Source organism: Ferrimonas sp. SCSIO 43195 (assembly GCF_023716685.1).
GTDB lineage: Bacteria > Pseudomonadota > Gammaproteobacteria > Enterobacterales > Shewanellaceae > Ferrimonas > Ferrimonas kyonanensis.
Window position 1 is genome coordinate 3,344,383 of record NZ_CP072679.1, and the last position, 21,976, is coordinate 3,366,358.

Genomic DNA, 21,976 nt, shown 5'->3' on the forward strand with positions numbered 1-21,976 from the left:
TCATCATAAAAAAGGCGACCCGAAGGTCGCCCTTTTAAACACTCAACGTTAATTAGAACTTAACGCCGGCCTTCACGTAGAAGTAGCGGCCCAGTACGTCGTAGGTGTACGGGTCAGTGTTGGAGTCGTTGTTGCCAGAGTAGTATGGAGGCTCTTCATCCAACAGGTTGTTAATACCACCGGAGATGGTCACGGTATCGGTCACGTGGTACGCACCTGAGATATCGTGGTAGACGATGGAATCCACACTCGGCGCGTAACAGTCGCTCGGATCATCCTTACAGCTGAAGGAATCCATGCCATCGATGTAACGCAGCTCGTAGTTGGCGCTCCAGTCATCGCCGGCGGCAGTCAGAGTGAAGTTACTCTTGAACTCGGCGTAAGCACCGCTGCCAGACGTGATGTAACCGGTGTAATCAAGGATGTTGCCATCCTGATCGCGCTCTTCGAACTCATCCAGGATGGAGGTATCCAGGCTGGCACGCCAGTCCAGACCCGCGGCTTCAAATGCGTACGCAATGTTGATGTCGTAACCAGAGGTTAAGGCACCACCCAGGTTCTGCAGGCCGTTGTCAAAACTGATGCGACCACTGCCGTCGATGGCAATGTTCGATGCCTGACACAGGGCGGTAGACGCGTTGATCAGGTTACCGCCGGCATCCATACACTGGTTAGCAATGTAGTTGGAATCCACGGAGCTGATGGCGTTGGAGATTTCAATGTTGTAGTAGTCCAGTGTCAAAGACAGACCGTCAACAAAGCTTGGCTCATACACCACACCGACGGTGTAGATGTCGGCTTCTTCCGGAGTCAGCAACTCGTTACCGCCCACGGTCACTTCGGCCTGAGTCTGGTCAGTTGCCGGGTGAGTGATCTGGTCAAACGAAGGAGACTTACCTCCGTAGAGCTCATCAACGGTCGGAGCACGGTAAGCGGTAGACGCCACACCACGAACCATCAGGTCGCTGTTTACCCGCCAGGTCAGACCCAGCTTCCAGGTGTAATCATCACCGAAGGTGCTGTAATCGAAGTAACGTGCCGCTGCACTCAGTTCAACGTTTTCGGCCAGGAACATGTCGGACAGAACCGGAACCAGGAATTCAACGTAGGCTTCGTCAACGGTGAAAGAACCTGAAGTTGGCTCAACACGCGGATCGTTGGCCAGGCCCTGTGCGGTCAGAGAATCGGGAGTGTACTTGGCAGACTCACGGCGGTGCTCGTAACCGGTGGCAAAACCCACGTAACCCGCAGGCAGTTCAAACAGCTCACCGCTCAGTGTGGCGGCCACGATGTCCATCTCACTGCTACCGGCATTCAGCTCGGTGTAGATGAACGGCGCGATGCTCTCACCCTGCCAGGAGGACTGCAGGAAGGGGTCAAAATCGCCCGCCTGTACGGCGTCGTTGATGGCACCGATGTTGTGCAGGTTCGCCAGGGTATCGATGGAGTCGTTACGGCCCTTGTTGTAGGACACGTCCCAGCCCCAGCCATTGTCGAACTCACCTTCAAAGCCGACAACAACACGCAAGGTATCAACGGTCTGAGAGAATTCACGGTTACCGGTATCGCTCATACGACGGCCGTAGCTCAGTTCTTCACCAGGCTGGACCCAAGGCAGCAGGTCGTCGGTCATCCAACCGCCGGCGCTGATTGGATCGTAGACCCACGCTTCGCTGTTCCAGATAGGCTGAGGCGCCATCTGCTGCTCGGACCAACGCTTGGTGTACATCACTTCGGAGAAGAAGGTTGCATTGTCCGCTACCTCGTAAGAGCCGTTGGCCGTTACGTTGATGCGCTGCATGGGGGTGAACAGGTAGCTGGTCGCCGAGTAGTTGTATTTGTCGGCGTTAGTGAAATCGTGGTATTCGCCACCACGGCCACTCAGGTCCGCTTCACTCATGCCATCGTGGTACTCGAATACCGGAATCTGATTGCCATCGTCGTCCAGTACCGGGTTACCAGCATCATCCAGCTTGGCGACATAACCGCCGTAAGTGCCAGAATCGCCAATGGCATAGGCGCCATCAGGGCCAGTACCGACGATACCAAAGTTGTTGTCGCCCCAGATGTGACCGCCTTCGGCGTAGGAGCTACCACCACAGTAAGGTGCGCTACCGTCGCCAGCTTCGTTCAGCGGACATTTTGAGAAATCACGGTCGGCCTGAGACGCTTCACCGCGGTCGGTGTACTGAACACCCAATACCAGGTGACCTTTGTCGAAAGCAGTACCCAGGGTAAAGTCGATGCTGGACTCTTTGGCATCGCCTTCACCGGACATGCCGTACTGAGCGTTCATCTCAAAGCCTTCGAAATCACGCTTGAGGATGATGTTCACTACACCGGCAACCGCATCGGTACCGTAAACCGCAGAAGCGCCGTCCTTCAGTACTTCAATGCGCTGAACCATAGAAACGGGGATGGTGTTCAGATCCACAGTGGAGGCCGCACCGGTACCGGACGCAATCATACGACGACCGTTAACCAGAACCAGCGTACGCTGAGAACCCAGGCCGCGCAGGTTAATGCGGGAGTTACCGCCAGAGCCGTTGTTGATGCCGGGGTTGGTCATGGCACCGCCGGCGGCGGTCAAGGTTTGCAGCACGCCATCAATGGAGGTGGCGCCAGATGCAGAGATGGCGGATGAATCAATCACGGTAACCGGGCTGGATCCTTCCATGTCGGCACGCTTAATGCGAGAGCCGGTTACTTCAATACGTTCAACACTGTCTTCGCCTTCAGCAGCTACGGTAGTAAAACCAGTAAATGCTGTTGCGCCGGCTGCAACCAGCATGGCGCGACGAACTGCCTTAGAAACAGTCGAATGGGTTGTCATTATAATTCTCCCTGAACAGCACTTTTCAGTTAACGAAAGCGCCTACTTATTCATTTTTGTTGATAAAGAGTTATTCACTCTTTGTTAAATGCTGCACCGACAGGCAACATTGTGTCAACCTGATGACAGTTTCATAAATGTTAAAAATGTATGAGAATTGTTTTTAACAGATTAGTAATTGCCCCATCAAATTGAGTTAAACCTCACAAAATCGAATGTAGGGGGTAAAAAACGTCAGTTTCGCCCGCATTACCAGCAACATTTGCGCAACAAAAAAGATCGCTTTTTTTATGTAAATTTCTCGAACTGGATAATTGACTAGTTATTCGCTGCATCAGACGATTACGCCCAAAAAGCAAGCGTGATCAAGATCTAATATTTGCTGCAGAGTGTGAGCGCAAAAGGATCTCGCGTATGAACTGAAATGAAAGGAGAAATCACTATAGAGAACCGCCGGCGGTAGAAAAAGCCAGCAGGAATATTAACTATCAACGACTTCAAAAGAATAAAAACGGGCATCCGATAAGCAGGTTTGGCACCATAAACCCCTACCGAACCAACATCACGCACTGGCGAAATATGAGATCCATGCACGCACTGGGTGAATTTCGAACCGCCTTGATGTTTTTTACCTCCACCTACCTGTACACATAAAAAAGGGGCAGCGTCTGCTGCCCCTGCCAATCAAATCTCAGCTTAGAAACGAACCGACACACCACCGAAGTAGGTGCGACCGATGGTCTCATACACCTCAGGTACGGTGCCCGCATCGTTGCCATTTGGAACCATTGGCGGCTCCTCGTTGGTCAGGTTACGAACACCAATGGTGGCGCTGACCGAATCGGTAAAGAAGTAGGTACCGGACACATTGTGATAGGTAATGGAGTCAATCTTCTCACCAGAGTTCAGTTCGTCCATGGAGCCGATGTAGCGAGCCGAATACAGCACCGAGAAATCGTCGTAGGCCGCGGTCAGGGTGAAGTTGTTCTTTACCTCCGCGTAGCCACCGAACATACCACCAACGGTACCGGTGTAATCGACACCATCCTGCTCAAACTCGATCAGGTAGGTCAGATCGTTGTTAATGCGCCAGTCCAGACCCAATGCCTCAAAGTTGTAGTGAGCATTGAAATCCACACCGCTGGTGTCCTGATAGCCAACGTTGGTCAGCGGGCTGGTCAGGTTCTCCAGGTTGCCATCTGGGGTAATGTTGAAGGTTTCACAGGCACTGACATCACCATCATGACAGGCGTTTAAACCGGCTTGTACATCCATACGGGCAATGGCGTTATCGATCTTGAACGACCAGTAGTCCAGGGTAAATGACAGGCCATCCACATAGCTGGGTGCGTACACCAGGCCGACCGTCAACGAGTCGGACTCTTCCGCCTGCAGATCCTCATCCGAGGTTCTATTAACCAGAATCTGCGGATCCTGGGCATTGCCCCATGGGTCGATGAGGTAATCGTAGGAACCGGTATTACCGCCGTACAGCTCGGAAACGTTAGGGGCACGGAAACCGGTGGCGACGACGCTACGCAGCATCAAGTCATCGGTCGCTTCCCAGGTCAGACCCACTTTCCAGGTGGTGGCACCACCAAAGGTGTTGTACTCATCGTAGCGAAGCGCAAATTCCGCCGTCAGCGAGTCGGTTACCGGAATCGCCACCTCTTCATAGATGGAGAAAACGTTGTAATCACCGTCGGTGGGATCCTGCTGTGCCGCGGTGCCTTCACCGGCAACAATCACCGGATCCGGGTTGTAGTAGCCACTTTCATAGCGGTACTCGGCGCCCAGTGCGAACGACACCATACCGGCATCCACTTCAAACAGATCGCCACTGATGACACCGGCGACGATGTGCTGATCATTGCCACCGTCGTTGGTTTCAACAAAAGAGATATCATCAATGTAACCGGCGATGTCATCGGGATTGCCACTGAACCAATCATCCTGATTGGCGTAGATGGAGTCTTCCATCTTAACCGCATTGATGGAGTTCTTTACCCTGGTATCGGCACGGTTACGGCCATAGGTGTAGGACAAATCCCAGTCCATGCCTTCATTGATGTCCGCCACACCAGACAACCCGGCGGAGGCACGAATGGTATCGGTTTCCTGCTCATAGATACGTGGGCCAGCTTCCACCATACGGCGACGGTAGTTAACCCGGCCGGTGTCATCGGCGGTGATGCCGGCAGCCAGCATCTCATCGGTCAGGGTGATGCAACGATCCGGGTCCGCACCGGCTTCGCCACACACATCCAACATCACGTCTGCCGGCTGCGGGGCCATCTGCTGGCTGGATTCGCGGCGGGTATACAGCACATCAGCGGTAAACACCATGTCGTTGTCCAACTCCTGAGTGGTGTTGGCAAACACACTGTACTTGGTGCTGGGGGTCTGCAGATAGCTGTCTTCGGTATAATCGTAACCGCTGTCCCGCTCTTTCCAGGTGCCATCCTCATTAGGCACGTAACCGCCCAGGTTGCCACCAGGCACAAAAGAGCTTGATCCAGGCGGAACCCAGGCGCGATCGGCCTGCATCACTTCACCGCGATCGGTGTAGGAGAAACCCACGGTGTAGTTGGCGCTGTCGGTAGAGGTACCGTACAGTGCGGAGATCTCGATGTTCTCGCCATCACTCTCTTCGGTAATGTCGCCGTTAACATCAAATTGGAAGCCTTCGAAGTCGGTTTTGGTGATGATGTTCACTACCCCGGCAATGGCGTCAGAGCCATACACCGCAGATGCGCCATCTTTCAGCACTTCGATACGTTGAATCATGGCGACCGGGATGGTATTCAGATCCACGGCACTGTCGGCGCCAGAGCCGGAATTCACCATACGGCGACCATTGAGCAACACCAAGGTGCGGTTGGCACCCATGCCACGCAAATCCACCTGAGCCACGCCATCGGCGCCATTGTTGGTGGTCGAGCCTACCGCTGCCCCAGCCATCGATGGCTGAGATTGCAGCACCTGATCCACCGAGGTGTAACCTTCGGCTTTAATGGTGGCAGAATCGATCACCGTTACCGGTGACGCGGTTTCCATGTCCTGGCGCTGAATACGAGAACCAGTGACCTGAATGCGCTCCACATCCTCCATGCCCTCTTCGGCATTGGCCATGCTCACCGCCATCACCGGCGCCATGGCACCGGCCACCATTCCCAAACGCACGGCTCTAGCCAGAATCGTCTGATTCTTCATCCCTTACTCCCTAATGTGCTTTTTGTTGTAATCGTTAACGGTCCGCCGTTATTTGTTTAATATTCTGCGAACCACCCCACGATAGTGTTAAACACCATGAATAAGATCAAGAAACAGAGTGCTATGCTGGTGTAGCGACCTTGTTAAACATAAATTGCGTTTGGTGTGACATCCGCATGCGCATACTTTATTTACAGTTAATTTGCTTGCGAAAGGAGGCTAATCCACTGGGTCGTGGAGTTTTATGCAGAGAATCCGACCGTTAAGTCAGTTTAACAACTCGCTCGCGGCAAAAAACAAAACCGTGATCGAGATCACGGTTTTGTGAGAGTTGAAACGTTGGGAAAATTCGCCGGGGCTAATTTTTTGACTGGGCTCGCAGATTGTCGACCCACAAGTAAATTTTTTGTTCCAATACCGCCATCGGCAGTGATCCGGAAGTCAACACTTGATTGTGGAATGACTTGATATCAAACTTGTCACCCAACTGCTGCTGCGCATAGTTACGCAACTCCAGGATCTTCAACTGCCCCACCTTGTAGGACAACGCCTGACCGGGTATCGCCATGTAGCGCTCAACTTCGGCGGTAACATCCGACTCCGCCATGGGGCTGTTATCCAGCATGTACTGAATCGCCTGCTCACGACTCCAACCCTTGGCATGCAAACCGGTATCCACCACCAGACGCATGGCGCGAAGCATTTCGTCGGATAACTTACCAAAGTACTGATAGGGGTCACTGAACAGCCCCATCTCTATGCCAAGGTACTCGGCATACAGTGCCCAGCCCTCCTCAAAGGCGGTGTAGCCACCAAAACGCTGGAAACTGGCCACATCGTCCAGCTCCTGCTTAATGGCGATCTGAAAATGGTGGCCCGGTGCTGCCTCATGCAACGACAGCGTGGTCATCCCCCATTTGGGCTGGGCCTTCAGGTTATAGGTGTTAACGTAAAACACGCCGGGACGGCTGCCGTCCGGTGCTGGTGCTTCGTAACTGGCGCCGGCGGCAGAGCGTTCACGGAACGGCTCCACCGGCTTGACCACGTAATCGGCCTTCGGCGACACATCGAAATAACTCGGCAGCACCGCATCGATCTTGGTTTTCAGGGTCATGTAGCCATCGACCAGTCCCTGCTTATCCTCGAAGAAAAATTCCGGGTCAGAGCCCAGGTGCTCAAAAAACGCGGCCAGGTCACCGTCAAAACCGACTTTTTGCCGAACCTTATCCATCTCTTCCAGGATTCGAGCCACTTCCTGCAGCCCCAACTCGTGAATCTCCTCCACCGGCATGGTGGTGGTGGTGTGCAGGTTGGCCAGATGCTGATACCAGGCCTTGCCATTGGTCAGTCCCCACCAACCGTGAGAGCCGCGGGAGGCGGCCAGGTATTCCTGCTTCAGGTAGGTATTCAACTTCTGCAATGCCGGCATCAAAACCGTCATGATGGCATCGTTATAACGGCTTTGCAGCGCCTGCTGCTGAGCCGGGGTCAGGTTGTCTGGCAACTGCTGCAAAGGCTGAGCAAAGATGCTGTCTTGCGGTTGTGTCACCAACTGAGCCTCAATCTGAGGAATCATCCGTTCAACCAGCACTCGAGGTAACACCACTTTTGAGTCAATCCCCTGCTGCATCCGCTCGATGGCGCTGTCGACCCACTGGGAAAACCCATTCATCCGGCCGATAAAGTTATCGAAATCCTGCTCAGTCTCAAACGGCTGAGCCGATTCGCCACTGCCCAGCTGCACCAGGGTAAACACCTTGCTGTAAAACTGGTTCAAGGGTAGCCATCGTGATGGAAAAGTCTCGTCCTTCAGCGCCATCTGCACGTCATAGCCGATCACCTGATAGCCAATTTGATGCTGAGGTGACAGCGACTCAATCTCAATTCGAGCCAGATCCGATTGCATCTGAGTATTAAGGTCGTGACGCTGTTTCAGGTACTGCTCTGACAGCTCGTTACCAAACAGGTGGTTGTATTCGCTGCGACCCACAAAGGTGGCGTTGATGGGGTTCAGCGCCAATTGATCATCAAAATAGCGCTCCACCAGCTGCATATACTGCTGGTCGGCTGACTGAGAAACTTGGGAAGCAGGAGACGGGGCTTGAGACTCTGGACTGGCGGAGGGATTGCAGCCCCCGAGTCCAATGGTCAGGGTTACCGCCAGGGCCAGTTGTGCCATTCTCATGAAGGGCTCCTTGTTATTGTTATTCCATGGGCTGGAAGGGAATGAAAAAAGCCCCGCAAGCGGGGCTTTTAATTTAGATGGAAACCTTTTTCCGCTTGGCGGTGTCCTCGATATAAGACAACCAGCTGGTCGCAGCCTTCTTGGTTTTCTTATCCTTGGTCGCTGCCTTACAGGCCTTGTACGCTTCCTTGAACTGGTCGTTATAGAAGTACGCCTGAGCCAGAATCATCTGAACCTGACCGGCACTCTTCAAACCGTCCGCCTTCAACGCCTTCTTACCCGCAGCCTGTGCCGCCTTGTACTTCTGGGACTCCAGAAGCAGGGCAGCCTGCTTGGTGTAATGCTTGGCGCTGTTGGTCAGAGCTGCGGCTTCGCCGTAGTACTTGGCCGCTTTGGCAATCTCTTTAGCCTGGTGGTAGGTGTTGGCCAGCATCGACAATGCCGACTCATCTTTCTCTACCATGCCGTTGCTCAGGTACTGCTCCTGAATCACGGCCGACTTATAAGGGATCTCGTTCTGAGCGTACAGCTGGGCCAGCATCTTATAGTGAGATGGCTTCTCCAGCAGATTCTGGCGATAAGCGACGTCCATGGTGTACAGGGCCTTGGTGTAGTTTTCACTCAGCATGTACATCTGAGCCAACTGAACCCACAGCTTGCTCTCTTCCGGGAACAGCTCCACCATATCTTCGACGACTGCCGCCGCTTTCTTGTACTGCTTGGACTCATAGTAAGAGCCCATCTTCAGAACGTAAGCGTTTTTACTCGGCTTTTTCTGCAACCGAATGGCGTGATCAGCCAGAGGAATTACTTTATCGAACTGTTTCAGCTCAAACTGGGCACTACCCATGCGCAGGTAGACATTCATGTCTTCCTTACAGGTAAACGCCATCCAGTCTTCATAGCCTTTCAGAGCCGCCTTGTAATCCTTCTCCTGCATACGCAGGTCGGCCAGCAGACGCATCGCCTGAGCCTGATCGGTTCCGCCGAGAAGGTCCGCATCCACAGACAACTGCAGGTGCTTCATGGCGACTTTGGCCTTACCCTCTTTGCCGGCGTAGATGTTGCCGATAAAGCGGTTGACGTAGGCTTTGTCAAAGTCCTTCCGAGGGTCGATCTCCAGCAGCAGCGCCAAAGCCTCATCCAGCTGATCGGCGCTGTACAGCTCGAACGCTTTCTGAATCTTCTTACCGACTCGCTCAGAGACCACTTTGGTCTTGCGCTCATCGGCGGGGCACTTTTCTGCTGCCAGGGCTGCAGGCGCTACCGCGCCGGCGCCTAGGGTTGCCAGCAACAGAGCAGGCAGCAGTTTGCTTTTCATGCGCATGATACCTCCTCCTTAGCCTTGGTCTTTATTCAGTTTGAAGTCCAGACGAACCGTGATGCCAGGCTGTTTAACCGGCTTGCCATCAACAATTTTCGGCTTGTACTTCCACTTACGCAGGGCGCGCTTCGCTTCTTTATCGAACAGGCGCTTCGGCTCAGCTTCGATGACCACGATGTTTTCAGGCTGACCCAACTCGTTGATGGTGAACTTCATCACTACGTAACCTTCTTTGCCCTCTCGGAGCGCTTTCATCGGCCACTTAGGTTCCATTCGAACAATCGGAGTTGCATCACCGTCGCGCATCATGGCGCCGCCCACATCACCCATACCGGCATTAACGTTACCCAGGTCTACACTTGGGACATTAATGGATACAGCATCTGAAACGTCATTGGTTTCAGGTTGCAGATCGATAGGCTCTGGCGGCTTTTCCGGCGGCTTAGGCGGCTTAGGCTTAGGCCGGTCTCGGTTCTGGGCTTTCGCGTCCTGGCGATCCATCACAATCTCAATTGGCGGCAGGTCGACTGAATTGGCGGCGCGCTTGGCGCCACCATCGATCAAAAACGCCATGAAAGAGAACAGAGCGAAGGTCACCGCTGCGCCGAGAATTAGGGCTAACAGTGATCGCTGCATAATTACTCTTCCTTCGCTGCGACAGAAATGGTGTTGATACCGGCGGCTTTCACCTGGTCCATCACCTTAACAACGACGCCGTGTTTGGCGGCCTTGTCTGCCTGGATCATGACAGAAGCTTCTGGCGATTCGGCCAACATCCGCTCTACGTTTGCACGTACGCGTTGAATGTCGACTTCCCGTTTCTCCATGTAAACGATGCCAGCTTCGTTAATTGCGATAAAGATGTTAGCCGAAGGCTTCTTACTCGCCTGTTGCGCCTTAGGACGATTCACGTCAATACCAGACTCCTTCACGAACGAGGTCGTTACAATGAAGAAGATCAGCATGATGAAAACGATGTCCAGCATCGGCGTCATATCGACTTCCGCACCCTCAGAGGCGCTTGCATGCTTTTTGCGTGCCATAAAAAACTCTCTCTAGTGGTGTGACAAACTATCTTGCAGTTTCTCAGCAGACACCTTCAGGGATGCGTTCAGCCTGGTGCTGAAGAATACCCCTGACAGTGCTGCCACCATGCCCGACATAGTCGGAATAGTTGCCATCGAGATACCACCTGCCATCAAGCGGGGGTTACCTGTGCCTTGTACTGCCATCACTTCAAATACTGCGATCATGCCGGTAACGGTACCGAGCAGGCCGAGCATTGGACAGATGGCCACCAGCGCATTGATAAGCCCCATTCGGGCAGTTAACTGTTCTTTGGCCTGGGAAAGCCATGCTTCACGGATTCGGTGAGCATGCCAGGAGGTTTTATCCTCACGGGCGTGCCAGTTGTCTACCACCTCTTTGCGCACCTTAGGGAACACAAAGCTGAGGTAGAGGTAACGTTCCAGCATCAGCACCCACATCAAAAAGAGGGCACCTGCTACAAGCCAGAGAACGTCACCGCCTGTTGCCATGAAGTCCCTGACAGATTCCCAGAGCTCTATCAGGTAAAGCATATCACTTGCTCCTTGTTTCAGCGTGTGCTGCTACAATTCCGGCGCTTTGCTCTTCAAGTACATCCACTACCGCGCGAGCACGGCCGGCAACCAGAGCGTGAGTCAGAATTAGAGGCAGTGCTGCAATCAGACCCAGAACAGTTGTAACCAGAGCCATGGAGATACCACCGGCCATGATCTTCGGATCACCAGTACCAAACAGGGTGATGTTCTCGAAGGTCTTGATCATACCGGTTACGGTACCCAGCAGACCCAGCATAGGAGCAATGGCCGCCAGTACCTTAATCAGTGGTACACCACGTTCAATTTTCGGAGTTTCTTTCAGAATCGCTTCGTCAATCTTCAGTTCCAGAGTTTCAACGTCAACGTTGGTGTTCTCTTTGTAAACCTTCAGAATGCGGCCCAGAGGGTTGTTACCTGGGTTATCCACGTTCTTGATTTGAGAACGAATCTTGGCAGAAGTTGCGGTCAGGGAAACCACTTTCCATACGGCAATCAGCAGGCCAAAGGCCAGCAGGGCTGCAATGATGTAACCCACGGTGCCACCCTGGTGGAACTTCTCTTCCAGAGAGGCTTTCTGAGTGTACACCGCCAGCAATGCGCCTTTAGAAGGATCCACGAAGGTGTCGGTGACTTCACCGGCGCCCGCGCCCAGGAACTTCTTAACGGTCGCAACCTTGAAGCCTTCTGGCTGCTTAGGCAGTTCCAGTACGGTACCGGTCTCGGCGTTGTAGCTCAGGTACTCGCCGTTGGCCAGCAGGGTGAAGGGACCAACACGGGTCACTTTCTGCTCGGACACGTTACCGTTAGAATCGGTAACCGGCGCGTTGAAGCTAACCACCTTGCCAGACTCAGTCATCTCAGTTTGCAGGGAGATCCACAGCTCTTCCAGCTCTTTGATGGTAGGCAGTTCTTTAGCCTGAGCCAGTTTGAACATCAGGTCTTCACGGCCAGGGTACTGAGCGCTGATCAGAGAAGCATCGATCAGGCCGGCAGTGTCGTTGGACACCTGACGAACCACACCGAACATCTCACCCAGGTCACCTTTGGCGGTTTCCAGGTCCTTGTTCAACTGGTTGATGGTCTGGTCGTTGTCGCTGAAGCGACGAACCAGATCTTCACCACGTTGCTTTTCAGCAGCCAGTTGCGCCTTGGCTTTCTTCAGCAGCGCCGCCTTATCGGCACGCTCAGAAGTAAACTCGGACTCACGCTTCTTGTTCAGCTTGGCATCGGATTGACGCTCGGTCTTAACCTGGTTCAGCAGTTGATCCAGAGACACGGCTTTCGGCGCTTCGGCAGACAGGGCGGCACCACTGAAAGACAGGGCGGCCGCTACCATAGCGGTAGAGATTAACTTTTTCATTATTCTGCTCCCTCCGCGGTACGAACAGGCAATTTCAGCAGATCAGGAGCGGCTTGCTTACGCGCCATCTTGATTGCGTTGGCAACGCTGCGCATGGACTCATCAGGCAGGGCTTTCCAGCCGCGGGATGCATTATCCCATACCCAACCGTTCTTCTGGTCCAGAGACTGAGCCAGGAACACCACGCGACCCAGGTGGAAGAAATCCACGGTCAGCTCTTTGCCTTCGATGTTCAGCTTACCTTCGTAAGCGGCCATCTTGTTGCCGTACTCGTTTTCGATCTGGTACGCATCCAGAACCAAACGGTACTTCTCCGCAGTGGAAACGTTGGAGTCACCCATCACTTCTTTCAGGCGAGCCACACGGGCACGACGCTCATCGATGGAGAAAGGCACGTCCAGTTCAACGAACTGGTCCATGGTTTCAATCATCTTGAAAGTCAGTGGAATAACACCTTGCTTGGTCTTCTCGATACCACCAATCTGAGTTTGCAGAGAAGCGATGTTGGCTTCTTGATCCGCTACCAGACCGGCATAGTAATCGTTGTAAGACTTCAGGGTTTCATACTCGTCAACAACCAGGCGGTAGTCGAACAGCATGTCCTGAGCTTGGTCATACAGCTTGTTAATCTTCTTCTGAGACTTAACTGCATCTTGTTGAATTTGGGCATCAGCTTTCTGAATGCCAGCCAAATCGGCTGCCGAAGCGACGCCTGTTCCTGCCAATGTCATTGCAAAGGCAGTTGCTAGTGCGGTTCTTTTACTAATCACGGACATAGTTCCCAACCAGTCTTGTTGTGAGTTTGCGACTCTGAACACTTCAATTTCCAGTGTGTTCGCTAAGCATTGCGCCAGAGCCAGTCCTACTTTATTGGTCTATTTTTTATATATCCCTTGCTCTCTTTTCCTATATAAAGGTGAGCGCACTCGCATCTTTCCACAGTTTACCAAGGTGTGTCAACCGTGTTACTAACACTCGCAGGGCACTAAGATTGTGTAAACAAAAAGGATTGAGCAATATTCGCTCAAAACGGGATTTTTCCCTATTTTTCCTCAAAAAATAGTCCGTTGCGATTGGATTATACTGCGCCCAGACCCACCCCTCAGCAGGATAATGTATCGCCATACCCCTATGCCCAGATGATGACTCCATCAATTCTGTTTACATAAACGAAATCAACATCGCCGTTTGAGAGCGGGATTTCACCATCTTTGATGATGATGAATCGATAACGTCACCTCATAGTTAGCTGTTGATGTAACTAAATTTTTCCACCCCAGGTTCGGGCAGAGTTTTATCCCGGTGTTGGCATCAGCTTTGGACAGAGACCCAAGGTAGCCAGCGACTCCTTTCTGCGCCCATGGAAGGTCAGAAAACGGCCCAAAATCGTGCAACCACTGTCGTCCTTAACCACCGGCAGTCGCCGATTCAAAGCTATCGCGATTCGAATAACTTATTGTGCTTCGGTCTGAAGCCACGGGTCACCATCAACATCAGCGCCTACTCAAACCAGCAGTTCATTGCCACGCAGATTCGCTCACCTTCCCCCATGAACGGTGCCACCTCGTGCATCAGATAAGAGGGGAAAATCAGCAACTGACCGGCTTTTGGTTCAAAAGAGAGGGTTCCTTGATGAAAAGGGGCTGAAAAGCTGGTGTTTCCCGCGTCCATAAACATCTGATTAGAGGAACTGGGATGAAAAAACCGAATCTGCCCGGACTCCGGGTAGTCCGGGTTGGCCTCGCCAACATCGACGTAATACACCGCCGACCAGGACGCCAGCGGATGGTTGTGGTAGGCGATGTAGCCATGCTTGCGGGTAATGTGAAACCAGGCATGGTTTTTCAGTTTCAACTGTCGCATCTCATCGGCACTCTTACGGGTCGTGCTGGCGACAATGGACATGACTGAGGAGAGACAAAACTGCCGAAGCTGCTGTAAAGGAGGATCCTGCAGGGTAAACAGGTCCATGTTACTTTCAAAAATATTCACCCGGGTGGTCGGGGTGTGGGTCTCTTCAAAACCGGCCTGCTCCAGTTCAAAAAAGCGCTTTTTAAGTTGGGGGTTTAGCTGCTCGGCGCCCTCCAGAGTAGCGGTCGCCATAGGCACGGCAAAAGCCGGAAATAATTGTAATTGACTCATAATACGTCCCTGAACACTGACACCCGGATGACCAGACACCTTGGTCCGGAGTGGTCCCCACTCCCTGGGTCATCTCACAGGCCCACTACTATATACCAGCCACAACGGCTTTTCCTACCCAACAGCGCGGTCAAATCCAGACAGTCAGCCATGAAAAAGGCCACCCCAAACCTTCAGGGTGGCCTTCACTATCGCTCTGTTATCTGAGACGGCTCAGAGCTTAGAACTTAACGATGGTCTGAACATACCAACGGCTGCCCAGTACGTCGTAGGTGTAGGTATCGGTGTTACCGTCGATACCGTTGGTGACGTATGGAGGCTCTTCATCAAACAGGTTATCGATACCCGCGGTTACAGTCACGTAATCGTTGACGAAGTAGCTACCGGAGATGTCGTGGTACATAACCGCATCGGTGCTGTCACCCAGCTTAGGCTTGGCAGGGTCGGCTTCGAAGCGATCCAGGCCTTCCAGGTAGCGCATCTGGTAGTTGAACGCCCAGGTATCACCCCGTACAGCGGCGTTGAAGGAGTGCTTCCACTCAACGTAGGAGCCACCGGAGGAGAACACCTGGCCAACGTAGTCAAACGGATCCGCACCGGCATAAGGAGTGAAATCGTACTCCAGCAGGTAGGTGGACTCGTAATCTACGCGCCAGTCCAGGCCAGCCGCATCGAAGTTATAGGCCACGTTGAAATCCAGACCGCTGGTTTGGATGTTAGCAACGTTTTCCAGAGTGGCGATCACGCCGTCAATCTGACCTACCGCATCACGACCGATGTCGTTACAGAAGGTACCGGTACCGTCAACACCACCGTTGGCGGAGTTGTAGCACACGTCGACCTTAGTGTTCACGTCAACGTTACTGATGGCATCTTCAATCTCGATGTCATAGTAATCAACGGTCATGCTCAGGTTTTCGATGAAGGTTGGCTCATACACCAGACCCACGGTAAAGGTATCGGCAGTTTCTGCCTGCAGATCTGGGTTACCACCCACCTTGGCACGGGTCTGTTGGTTCTGCTGCGGGGTACCTGGAGTCACACCATCGGCAATACAGTTAGCCTTGACCGTGGCGTTGGCATCGGCGTTGCTACAAGGATCGGCGTAGTTCTCGTACGAGTCAGACTGACCACCGAACAGCTCGTTTACGGTAGGCGCACGGAATGCGGTAGAGGCTACGGAGCGCAGCATCAGGCCGCCACCGGTACGCAGGGTGGCACCAATCTTGTAGTTGGTGTCGCTGCCAAAGGTGCTGTAATCGGAGTAACGAACCGCCGCTTCAATATCGAAGTTCTCGATGAAGCCAGCGTCAGCGACAACAGGAATCGCTAATTCAACGAAGGCTTCGGAAACGTCGTAACGACCGGAGGTTGGATCCTGTGCGTTACCTGAACCCAGACCCGCAACCGTCAGTGCGTCAGGCTGGAAGCCGGCGCTTTCACGGCGGTGCTCGATACCGGCAGCAATGCCGACGGCGCCCGCTGGCATATCAAACGCATCACCAGAGATGTGCGCTTCGATGATCTCCTGCTGGTTAAAGCCGGTGCCTTGGTCGGTGTAGGCGATGTACTTAACATCATTTGGCGTCAGCGAACCTTCACCAAAGTAGTTGATACAAGGCGCGTCCGGGTTGTTACCGGTACCGTCTGGGCTTACGCCTTCACAGTTTTCAGTAACGGACTTAACCACACGGTCCATGTTGATGTAGTTGTCAGAGACGTCTTTGGCGTCGTTACGACCGGCCATGTAAGACACGCCCCACTGCCACTCATCGGCCAGGGTGCCTTCGAAGCCGACCACGGTACGCCAGGTGTACACGGTCTGCTCGAAGATCCGTGGGCCCACCTCGGTCATACGACGCAGAGGCCACAGTTGATCCTGACCGGTCACCGCTTCACCGGTAACCGGGTTGATGGTACCGGCAGTGATGCCGTCTGGCAGGAAGCTGTAGTTCTGCGCGTACGGGTAGTTGGCTGGCAGGGTCCAGTTATTCAGCGTGTAGTTGATTGGCTGAGGAGCCATCTGCTGATTGGAGTGACGCCATACGAAGCTGTTTTCACTGATGAAACGCAGGTCATCATTGAACTCGTAAGTACCGTTAACGGAGAAGTTAGCGCGCTCTGCCGGGGTGGACAGGTAGCTGACTGCCGCGTAGTTGTAACGGTCGGCATCACTAAATGGGTGGTAGCCCTTGTCGGAAGAGGAACCGTCACCGCCTGGCTCGAACTGCAGCCATGGCTCATAGGAGCTTACGCCCTCATCAGACAAGTGACCGATGGCGGTCCCCGCCTGGTCAAAGATCTCGTAGGTGGTGGCATCCGGATCGTCGGAGTTCGGATCGCTGACCTTGGTGTCGCCGATGTAACCGAAGAAGTTACCGTCGGAGCCGATGGCCAGGCCTTCGCTACCGTTGACAAAGGCGCCCATGCCGATGGAGTTAGCCGAACCGGCACAGTAAGTGCCATCGGCGTTCTCAGACAGAGGACATGCGGAGAACGAGCGGTCGCCCTGGCGAACTTCGCCACGGTTGTAGTAACCGACGTTAACAACGACGTTACCCTTTTCAAAGTTGGAGCCGAAAGTGGCGCTCAACTCGTACTCATCACCATCGCCTTCGGTGGTTTCACCGTATTGAGCGGAGAACTCGAAGCCTTCGAAGTCGTTCTTGGTGATAACGTTAATCACACCGGCGATGGCGTCAGAGCCGTACACCGCTGACGCACCGTCCTTCAGGACTTCGATGCGCTTCACCATGGAAACCGGGATGTTGTTCAAATCCACAGAGTCGTTGGCACCGGTACCAGAGTTCACGAAACGGCGACCGTTCACCAGAACCAGAGTACGCTTGGCGCCCAGACCACGCAGGTCGATAGACAACTTACCTTCACCACCGTTGTTGACGGCGGTAGTGATGCCCCCCTGAGCCGCACTCAACTGCTGCAGTGCGTCAGAAACTTTCACAATACCGGTTGCTTGTAGTTGTTCTGCGGTAATCACGGAAACAGGGCTGGCACCTTCAATGTCGGCACGCTTAATGCGGGAACCGGTAACCTCAATGCGCTCTACATCTTCTTCTTCAGCCCAGACAGCCGGAGCAGTCAAGGCTGCAGCGGAAGCGCCGGTAATCATTGCTAATCGAACAGCTTTTGAAACGATGCTGCTTTGCATGTTTATCTCCCTAGACACATCAATGTGTTTATTGTTTTATCCGTCACGTCAGTTTTTCCTATCTGACACTGCGGCTTGGGGCTGGCCCCGTTGCAAGCAAGATACTAATCAATGCCGCAACAAATACGCAACCCCAGCATCACGAGATGGACACAGAAAGGAAATTCAAAAAGAAGTGTAAGGAGAAATAATTAGAGAAAGGCACTGCAAAACCACAGCCAAAGCAGACCATAAGGCCAGTTAATGACAAAAAAACACCACAGACGTTCAAATTGTTCAGTCATAACAATTTCGACACAAGAGTGTGCAAAATCCGTTCATTGACAATTTGCAATAACATTTACCAAACAATGTTCACAACAAAAGAAACACATGAGTTTGTCGCCAACCAAAGTAAGCATAGTCAGCAAATTCACTTCTGCATAAAAAATAGTCAGATTTTTTTGTCGCTATTAAAACAGCCGCAAAACCGCCCTTTTAAAACGGCACTATCACCTCCAACAAAAAGTCAAAATCACGATCAAAAAAGCCACCGCAAGCGGTGGCTTTTTCTTATGTAACCCGCTCAGGAATTACATGTAGTAACGGATACCGATGGCAAATGCGTTGTCATCGTTGTCGTCGCCCAGGCCGAATTTGTATTCGCCGTACACGGTGGCATTGCTGGACAGGTTGTAGCCCACACCGGTGATCAGCTGAGATTCGTCGAACTTGCGACCCAGTTCAGCGATGACTTCATCGGATTTAACGAAACGGTACTGACCGTACAGGTTAGTGCTGTTTTCGAAACCATAGGAGACCATGGATTCAAAACCTTCGGACTCACCTTCGAAGCGGTAGCCGGCTTCAACGTTGTCGCCCTGCATGTAGGCAACCGCACCGTAGAGGCCTTTACCCCAGGTACCGTAGCTGGCGGACACGATGGTCGCTTCCAGGCTTTCGCCGTCGGCCAGTTGCACGCTGCTGCTGGCGTCAAAGCTGCCGTCAACGTCGCCACCGTAGTAGGCGGCACCCAGACGGATCTCACCAATGGTGTAGACCAGGCTGCCGCCCATGCGATCGTCCAGACCGTTGTCGGCGCCCTGCCACTGCAGGCCCAGGGTCAGATCGCCGGCGTTACCCAGGCTCAGGGTGTTGTGGTATTGCAGCGCCTTGTCGGCACGGCCCAGGCCAGATTCACCGCCGTCTTTACCGAACGAGTAGATACCCAGGTGGTCGGCAGCAAAGCCGTACGGGTAATCGGTAACCAGAGCAACGTCATAGTAAACAGACCACTGTTTACCTACAGACACACGACCGTAATCGTCATGACCGATGCCGATGTAACCCAGTCGGGATTTAAAGCTCTCGCCACCTTCAACCAGGTTGATGGAGGTTTCCAGCTTGGCATCCAGGACATAACCATTGCCCAGTTGGTTCACAAAGCCAAAGTTGATGCGAGGAGAGTTATCATTAATCTCTGCGTCACCTGAAGCGTCATCCAGCTGAATGGCCAGGTAACCGCCCATGGAAACGGAATTGACACCGTCGTTATACAACTCAACGGCTTGAGCCTGAGCGGCCAATAACGCTGGAACAGCAACTGCAAGAAGTGACTTTTTCATCTAACCTAACCTTTGTGTGTCTGATTCTTAATATGTCTCCCAATCCGTAGCGAGCATCGTTCATCCAGTGAAGGCAGACGAGACTAGCAAGAATTTCTCAGAGCACATATAGATCACGATCACACTTTTGATGGTCAGATTGAATTTATCTGCCTTTTACACCTTCAAATCACAAACGTTATCACTATAACCGCACAACTTTTACAACGCATTAACTATTGACCGGTTTTAAAACAGACCTAATTGCCCCATTAATAATCGCTCCAGTGTGGTTGGTGGCGTTAAATGGGCCAATATCGGCTCAACAATAGGTTGTATCTGTTTTTCCAAATAATGGCCGTAATCCGGCGTTAATACGCAATTTTCTGCTGGTTCCGCTCCCTGAGAGGTCATTATATAGGCTATTTGACTGCCCTTGTGATAACGCGCCCGCCCAGCCAGTGTATTCGCCTTTTCGGCGGCGATGACGTGCGGGCCCCTGGAACGATAACTTTCCAGGGACTGCCTCAGTCGCTTCCGGTACACCAGCAACTCATCACACTCCCCGGCCATCAGCGCCTGCACCTGCTGGCGAATCAACGCCTCGACCGGCCGCCCCTCGAACCAGCTTTGGTACAACCGCTGTTGAAACTGCCTGGCCAACGGCGTCCAGTCGCTGCGTACGGTCTCCATCCCTTTAAACACCAGGGTCAGAGACTCGCCGTCACCGACCGCACCAACGTAGCGCTTCTTCGAGCCCGTTTCGGCACCGCGCAAGGTGGGCATAAAGAAGTGATCAAACAGGGTTTCGAACTCCAGCTCCAGGACACTCTCCAGCCCGACCTCCTGTTGCAGCTTTTGCTGCCAGCGCCGGTTGATGAGAGTGACCAGCTCACGGCCAATGCCATTAGCTTGCGCCCGCGTCGCCCATTGGCCGACATGAACAAAGGTGGAGTCGGTATCCCCATAGATCACCTCGTACCCGGCCTCTTCGATCCAGGCTCGGGTGGTTTTCATGATCTCGTGGCCTCTCATGGTGATGGAACTGGCGAGCCTGGGATCATGAAAACGACAACCGGCCGCCCCCAGCACACCGTAAAAGGAGTTCATCAAAATCTTAATGGCCTGGGACAGCGGTTTGTCGTTATTGGTCTTAGCCAACTCCCTCTGGCGCCACAACGCTTCGATGATGGCCGGCAATCGATGTTGATGGCGATGGAAAAAAGCACCGCGGAATCCGCGAATGCGGGCCTCATCCGGCGCCGACTCCGCCGCCGCCATGCCCATGGGATCGATGAGGAAGGTGCGAATAATGCTGGGGTACAGGCTTTTAAAATCCAACACCAGTACATTGCGGTAACGCCCGGGAACCGAGTCCATCACGTAGCCCCCTGGACTGGGGGCGATATCGGCCTCGTTCAGATCCGGAGCCACATAGCCGGCTCGGTGCAGTTCAGGCAAATAGAGATTATTAAATGCCGCCACCGATCCGCCAAGCCGGTCCATCTCCAATCCGGTCAACTGGGCTCGGCTACAGGCAAACGCCAGCAGGTCCAGCTTCTCGAAGATACGCCAGACCAGCTCACAATCCATCAGGTTATAATGGGCCAGCGCCAACGGGTCATGATGAAAGTTGTGCTCAATCTCGGCCATGCGGTTACCACTATTCTGGCAAGCCTTGCCTTCTCCCAGCAACGCTTGGGCGACGTTATCCAGGGCGTAGCTGTCATAATGGTAAAACGCCGCTTTCAGCCAATCGATGCCATCGAGCACCACTCGGCCTTCCAGGCCGTAGCCACGCCCCGGCCCGGCCTCCTGTTGCCACCTGGGTTCGGTCTGGCCTCGGCCCAGCGTCAGCGCCATTCCATGCTGTTCAGCCCGGCGTTGCAATAATTTAAGGTCAAACCCCACCACATTCCAACCAATGATGACGTCGGGGTCGTGGCGTTCAAACCACAGCAGTAAGGCCTGCAGCAGGGCTTTCTCATTCGAGTACCAGGAGAGATATTCAGGCGACTGGGGCTGGGGAGCGCCTCGCATCAACACCCGCTTATCGCTGTCGGCGTACAAACCGATGGAGTACAGCTCTCCGTCTCGAGAACACTCGATATCCAGGGACACCACCTTCAGGCTGGGACGCCACTGCAGCGGCCTTAACTGAACCCCCTTGGGGCCCTGTTTCCACTCCAGCGCAGCCGTCACCCGGCGTTCCATCAGAAACCGGTCGCAGCTGCGCACATCACTCTCCAGCAACGGAATCCCCCGGCTGGCACAGTATTTCTGCAGCTGCAGCCACAGTTTGTGGGAATAACAGTAGAGGGCACACTGGGGCTGACCATCGAAACTGATCAGCTCAATGGCGGCCAGCGACCACTGGCTGGCTGGCCAGGGAAACAACCACTGGCGCAACGCCGCCTGTTGCTGCTGGGGCACAAACCCCAAAAACCCTTGCCCGGCCACCTCCAGTCGATACGGCCCGGAATCGGTTGCCAGCCAGTAAACCAATGACAGGCCGCCAGGGCCGCTGTGCTGATGGCGGCTTAATAACCAGCCACGGGAGGGGGTTGAATCGGTCATACAGGCA

13 protein-coding genes are annotated in these 21,976 nt (G+C 53.5%); all 13 read right to left on the minus strand.

The genetic code is table 11. The features are described 5' to 3' along the window. Positions 1-52: 52 nt before the first annotated feature. The 13 genes from J8Z22_RS15560 to J8Z22_RS15620 all read right to left on the minus strand — a co-directional run bounded on the left by J8Z22_RS15560 (position 53) and on the right by J8Z22_RS15620 (position 21,969). On the minus strand, positions 53-2,833 hold the full coding sequence (locus J8Z22_RS15560) for a TonB-dependent receptor (RefSeq protein WP_028112240.1): 2,781 nt from the start codon (positions 2,831-2,833) through the stop codon (positions 53-55). A 696-nt stretch (positions 2,834-3,529) separates the two neighbouring features. Next, complete coding sequence (locus J8Z22_RS15565) at positions 3,530-6,046, minus strand: TonB-dependent siderophore receptor (protein ID WP_028112239.1); 2,517 nt, start codon at positions 6,044-6,046, stop codon at positions 3,530-3,532. Positions 6,047-6,404: 358 nt separating this feature from the next. Further along, a complete protein-coding gene (locus tag J8Z22_RS15570; RefSeq protein ID WP_252006997.1) occupies positions 6,405-8,231 on the minus strand; it encodes a DUF885 family protein in 1,827 nt (608 codons plus the stop codon). 73 nt (positions 8,232-8,304) lie between these two features. Then, positions 8,305-9,558, minus strand: coding sequence for a lipopolysaccharide assembly protein LapB (locus tag J8Z22_RS15575; protein ID WP_252006998.1), 1,254 nt, complete (start codon positions 9,556-9,558; stop codon positions 8,305-8,307). A gap of 12 nt (positions 9,559-9,570) precedes the next feature. After that, positions 9,571-10,191 (minus strand): energy transducer TonB, encoded by a 621-nt coding sequence (locus J8Z22_RS15580; protein WP_028112236.1) that lies wholly within the window; start codon positions 10,189-10,191, stop codon positions 9,571-9,573. 2 nt (positions 10,192-10,193) lie between these two features. Beyond that, positions 10,194-10,598: a biopolymer transporter ExbD gene (locus tag J8Z22_RS15585; RefSeq protein ID WP_028112235.1), complete on the minus strand. Its 405-nt coding sequence runs from the start codon at positions 10,596-10,598 to the stop codon at positions 10,194-10,196. A 12-nt stretch (positions 10,599-10,610) separates the two neighbouring features. Further along, entirely contained in the window at positions 10,611-11,135 is a 525-nt protein-coding gene (locus J8Z22_RS15590) for a MotA/TolQ/ExbB proton channel family protein (RefSeq protein WP_028112234.1), read from the minus strand. A gap of 1 nt (position 11,136) precedes the next feature. Then, entirely contained in the window at positions 11,137-12,498 is a 1,362-nt protein-coding gene (locus J8Z22_RS15595) for a MotA/TolQ/ExbB proton channel family protein (protein ID WP_028112233.1), read from the minus strand. Then, positions 12,498-13,274, minus strand: a complete 777-nt coding sequence (locus tag J8Z22_RS15600) for a DUF3450 domain-containing protein (protein ID WP_028112232.1) — start codon at positions 13,272-13,274, stop codon at positions 12,498-12,500. Before J8Z22_RS15600 ends, J8Z22_RS15595 begins: the two co-directional genes overlap by 1 nt. A 724-nt stretch (positions 13,275-13,998) precedes the next feature. Then, a complete protein-coding gene (locus tag J8Z22_RS15605) occupies positions 13,999-14,640 on the minus strand; it encodes a TIGR02466 family protein (protein ID WP_252006999.1) in 642 nt (213 codons plus the stop codon). A 220-nt stretch (positions 14,641-14,860) separates the two neighbouring features. Continuing rightward, entirely contained in the window at positions 14,861-17,809 is a 2,949-nt protein-coding gene (locus J8Z22_RS15610) for a TonB-dependent siderophore receptor (protein ID WP_028112230.1), read from the minus strand. Between the two features lie 572 nt (positions 17,810-18,381). Beyond that, on the minus strand, positions 18,382-19,413 hold the full coding sequence (locus J8Z22_RS15615) for a porin (protein WP_028112229.1): 1,032 nt from the start codon (positions 19,411-19,413) through the stop codon (positions 18,382-18,384). Positions 19,414-19,641: 228 nt separating this feature from the next. Next, complete coding sequence (locus J8Z22_RS15620) at positions 19,642-21,969, minus strand: DNA polymerase II (protein WP_252007000.1); 2,328 nt, start codon at positions 21,967-21,969, stop codon at positions 19,642-19,644. Positions 21,970-21,976: the final 7 nt, after the last annotated feature.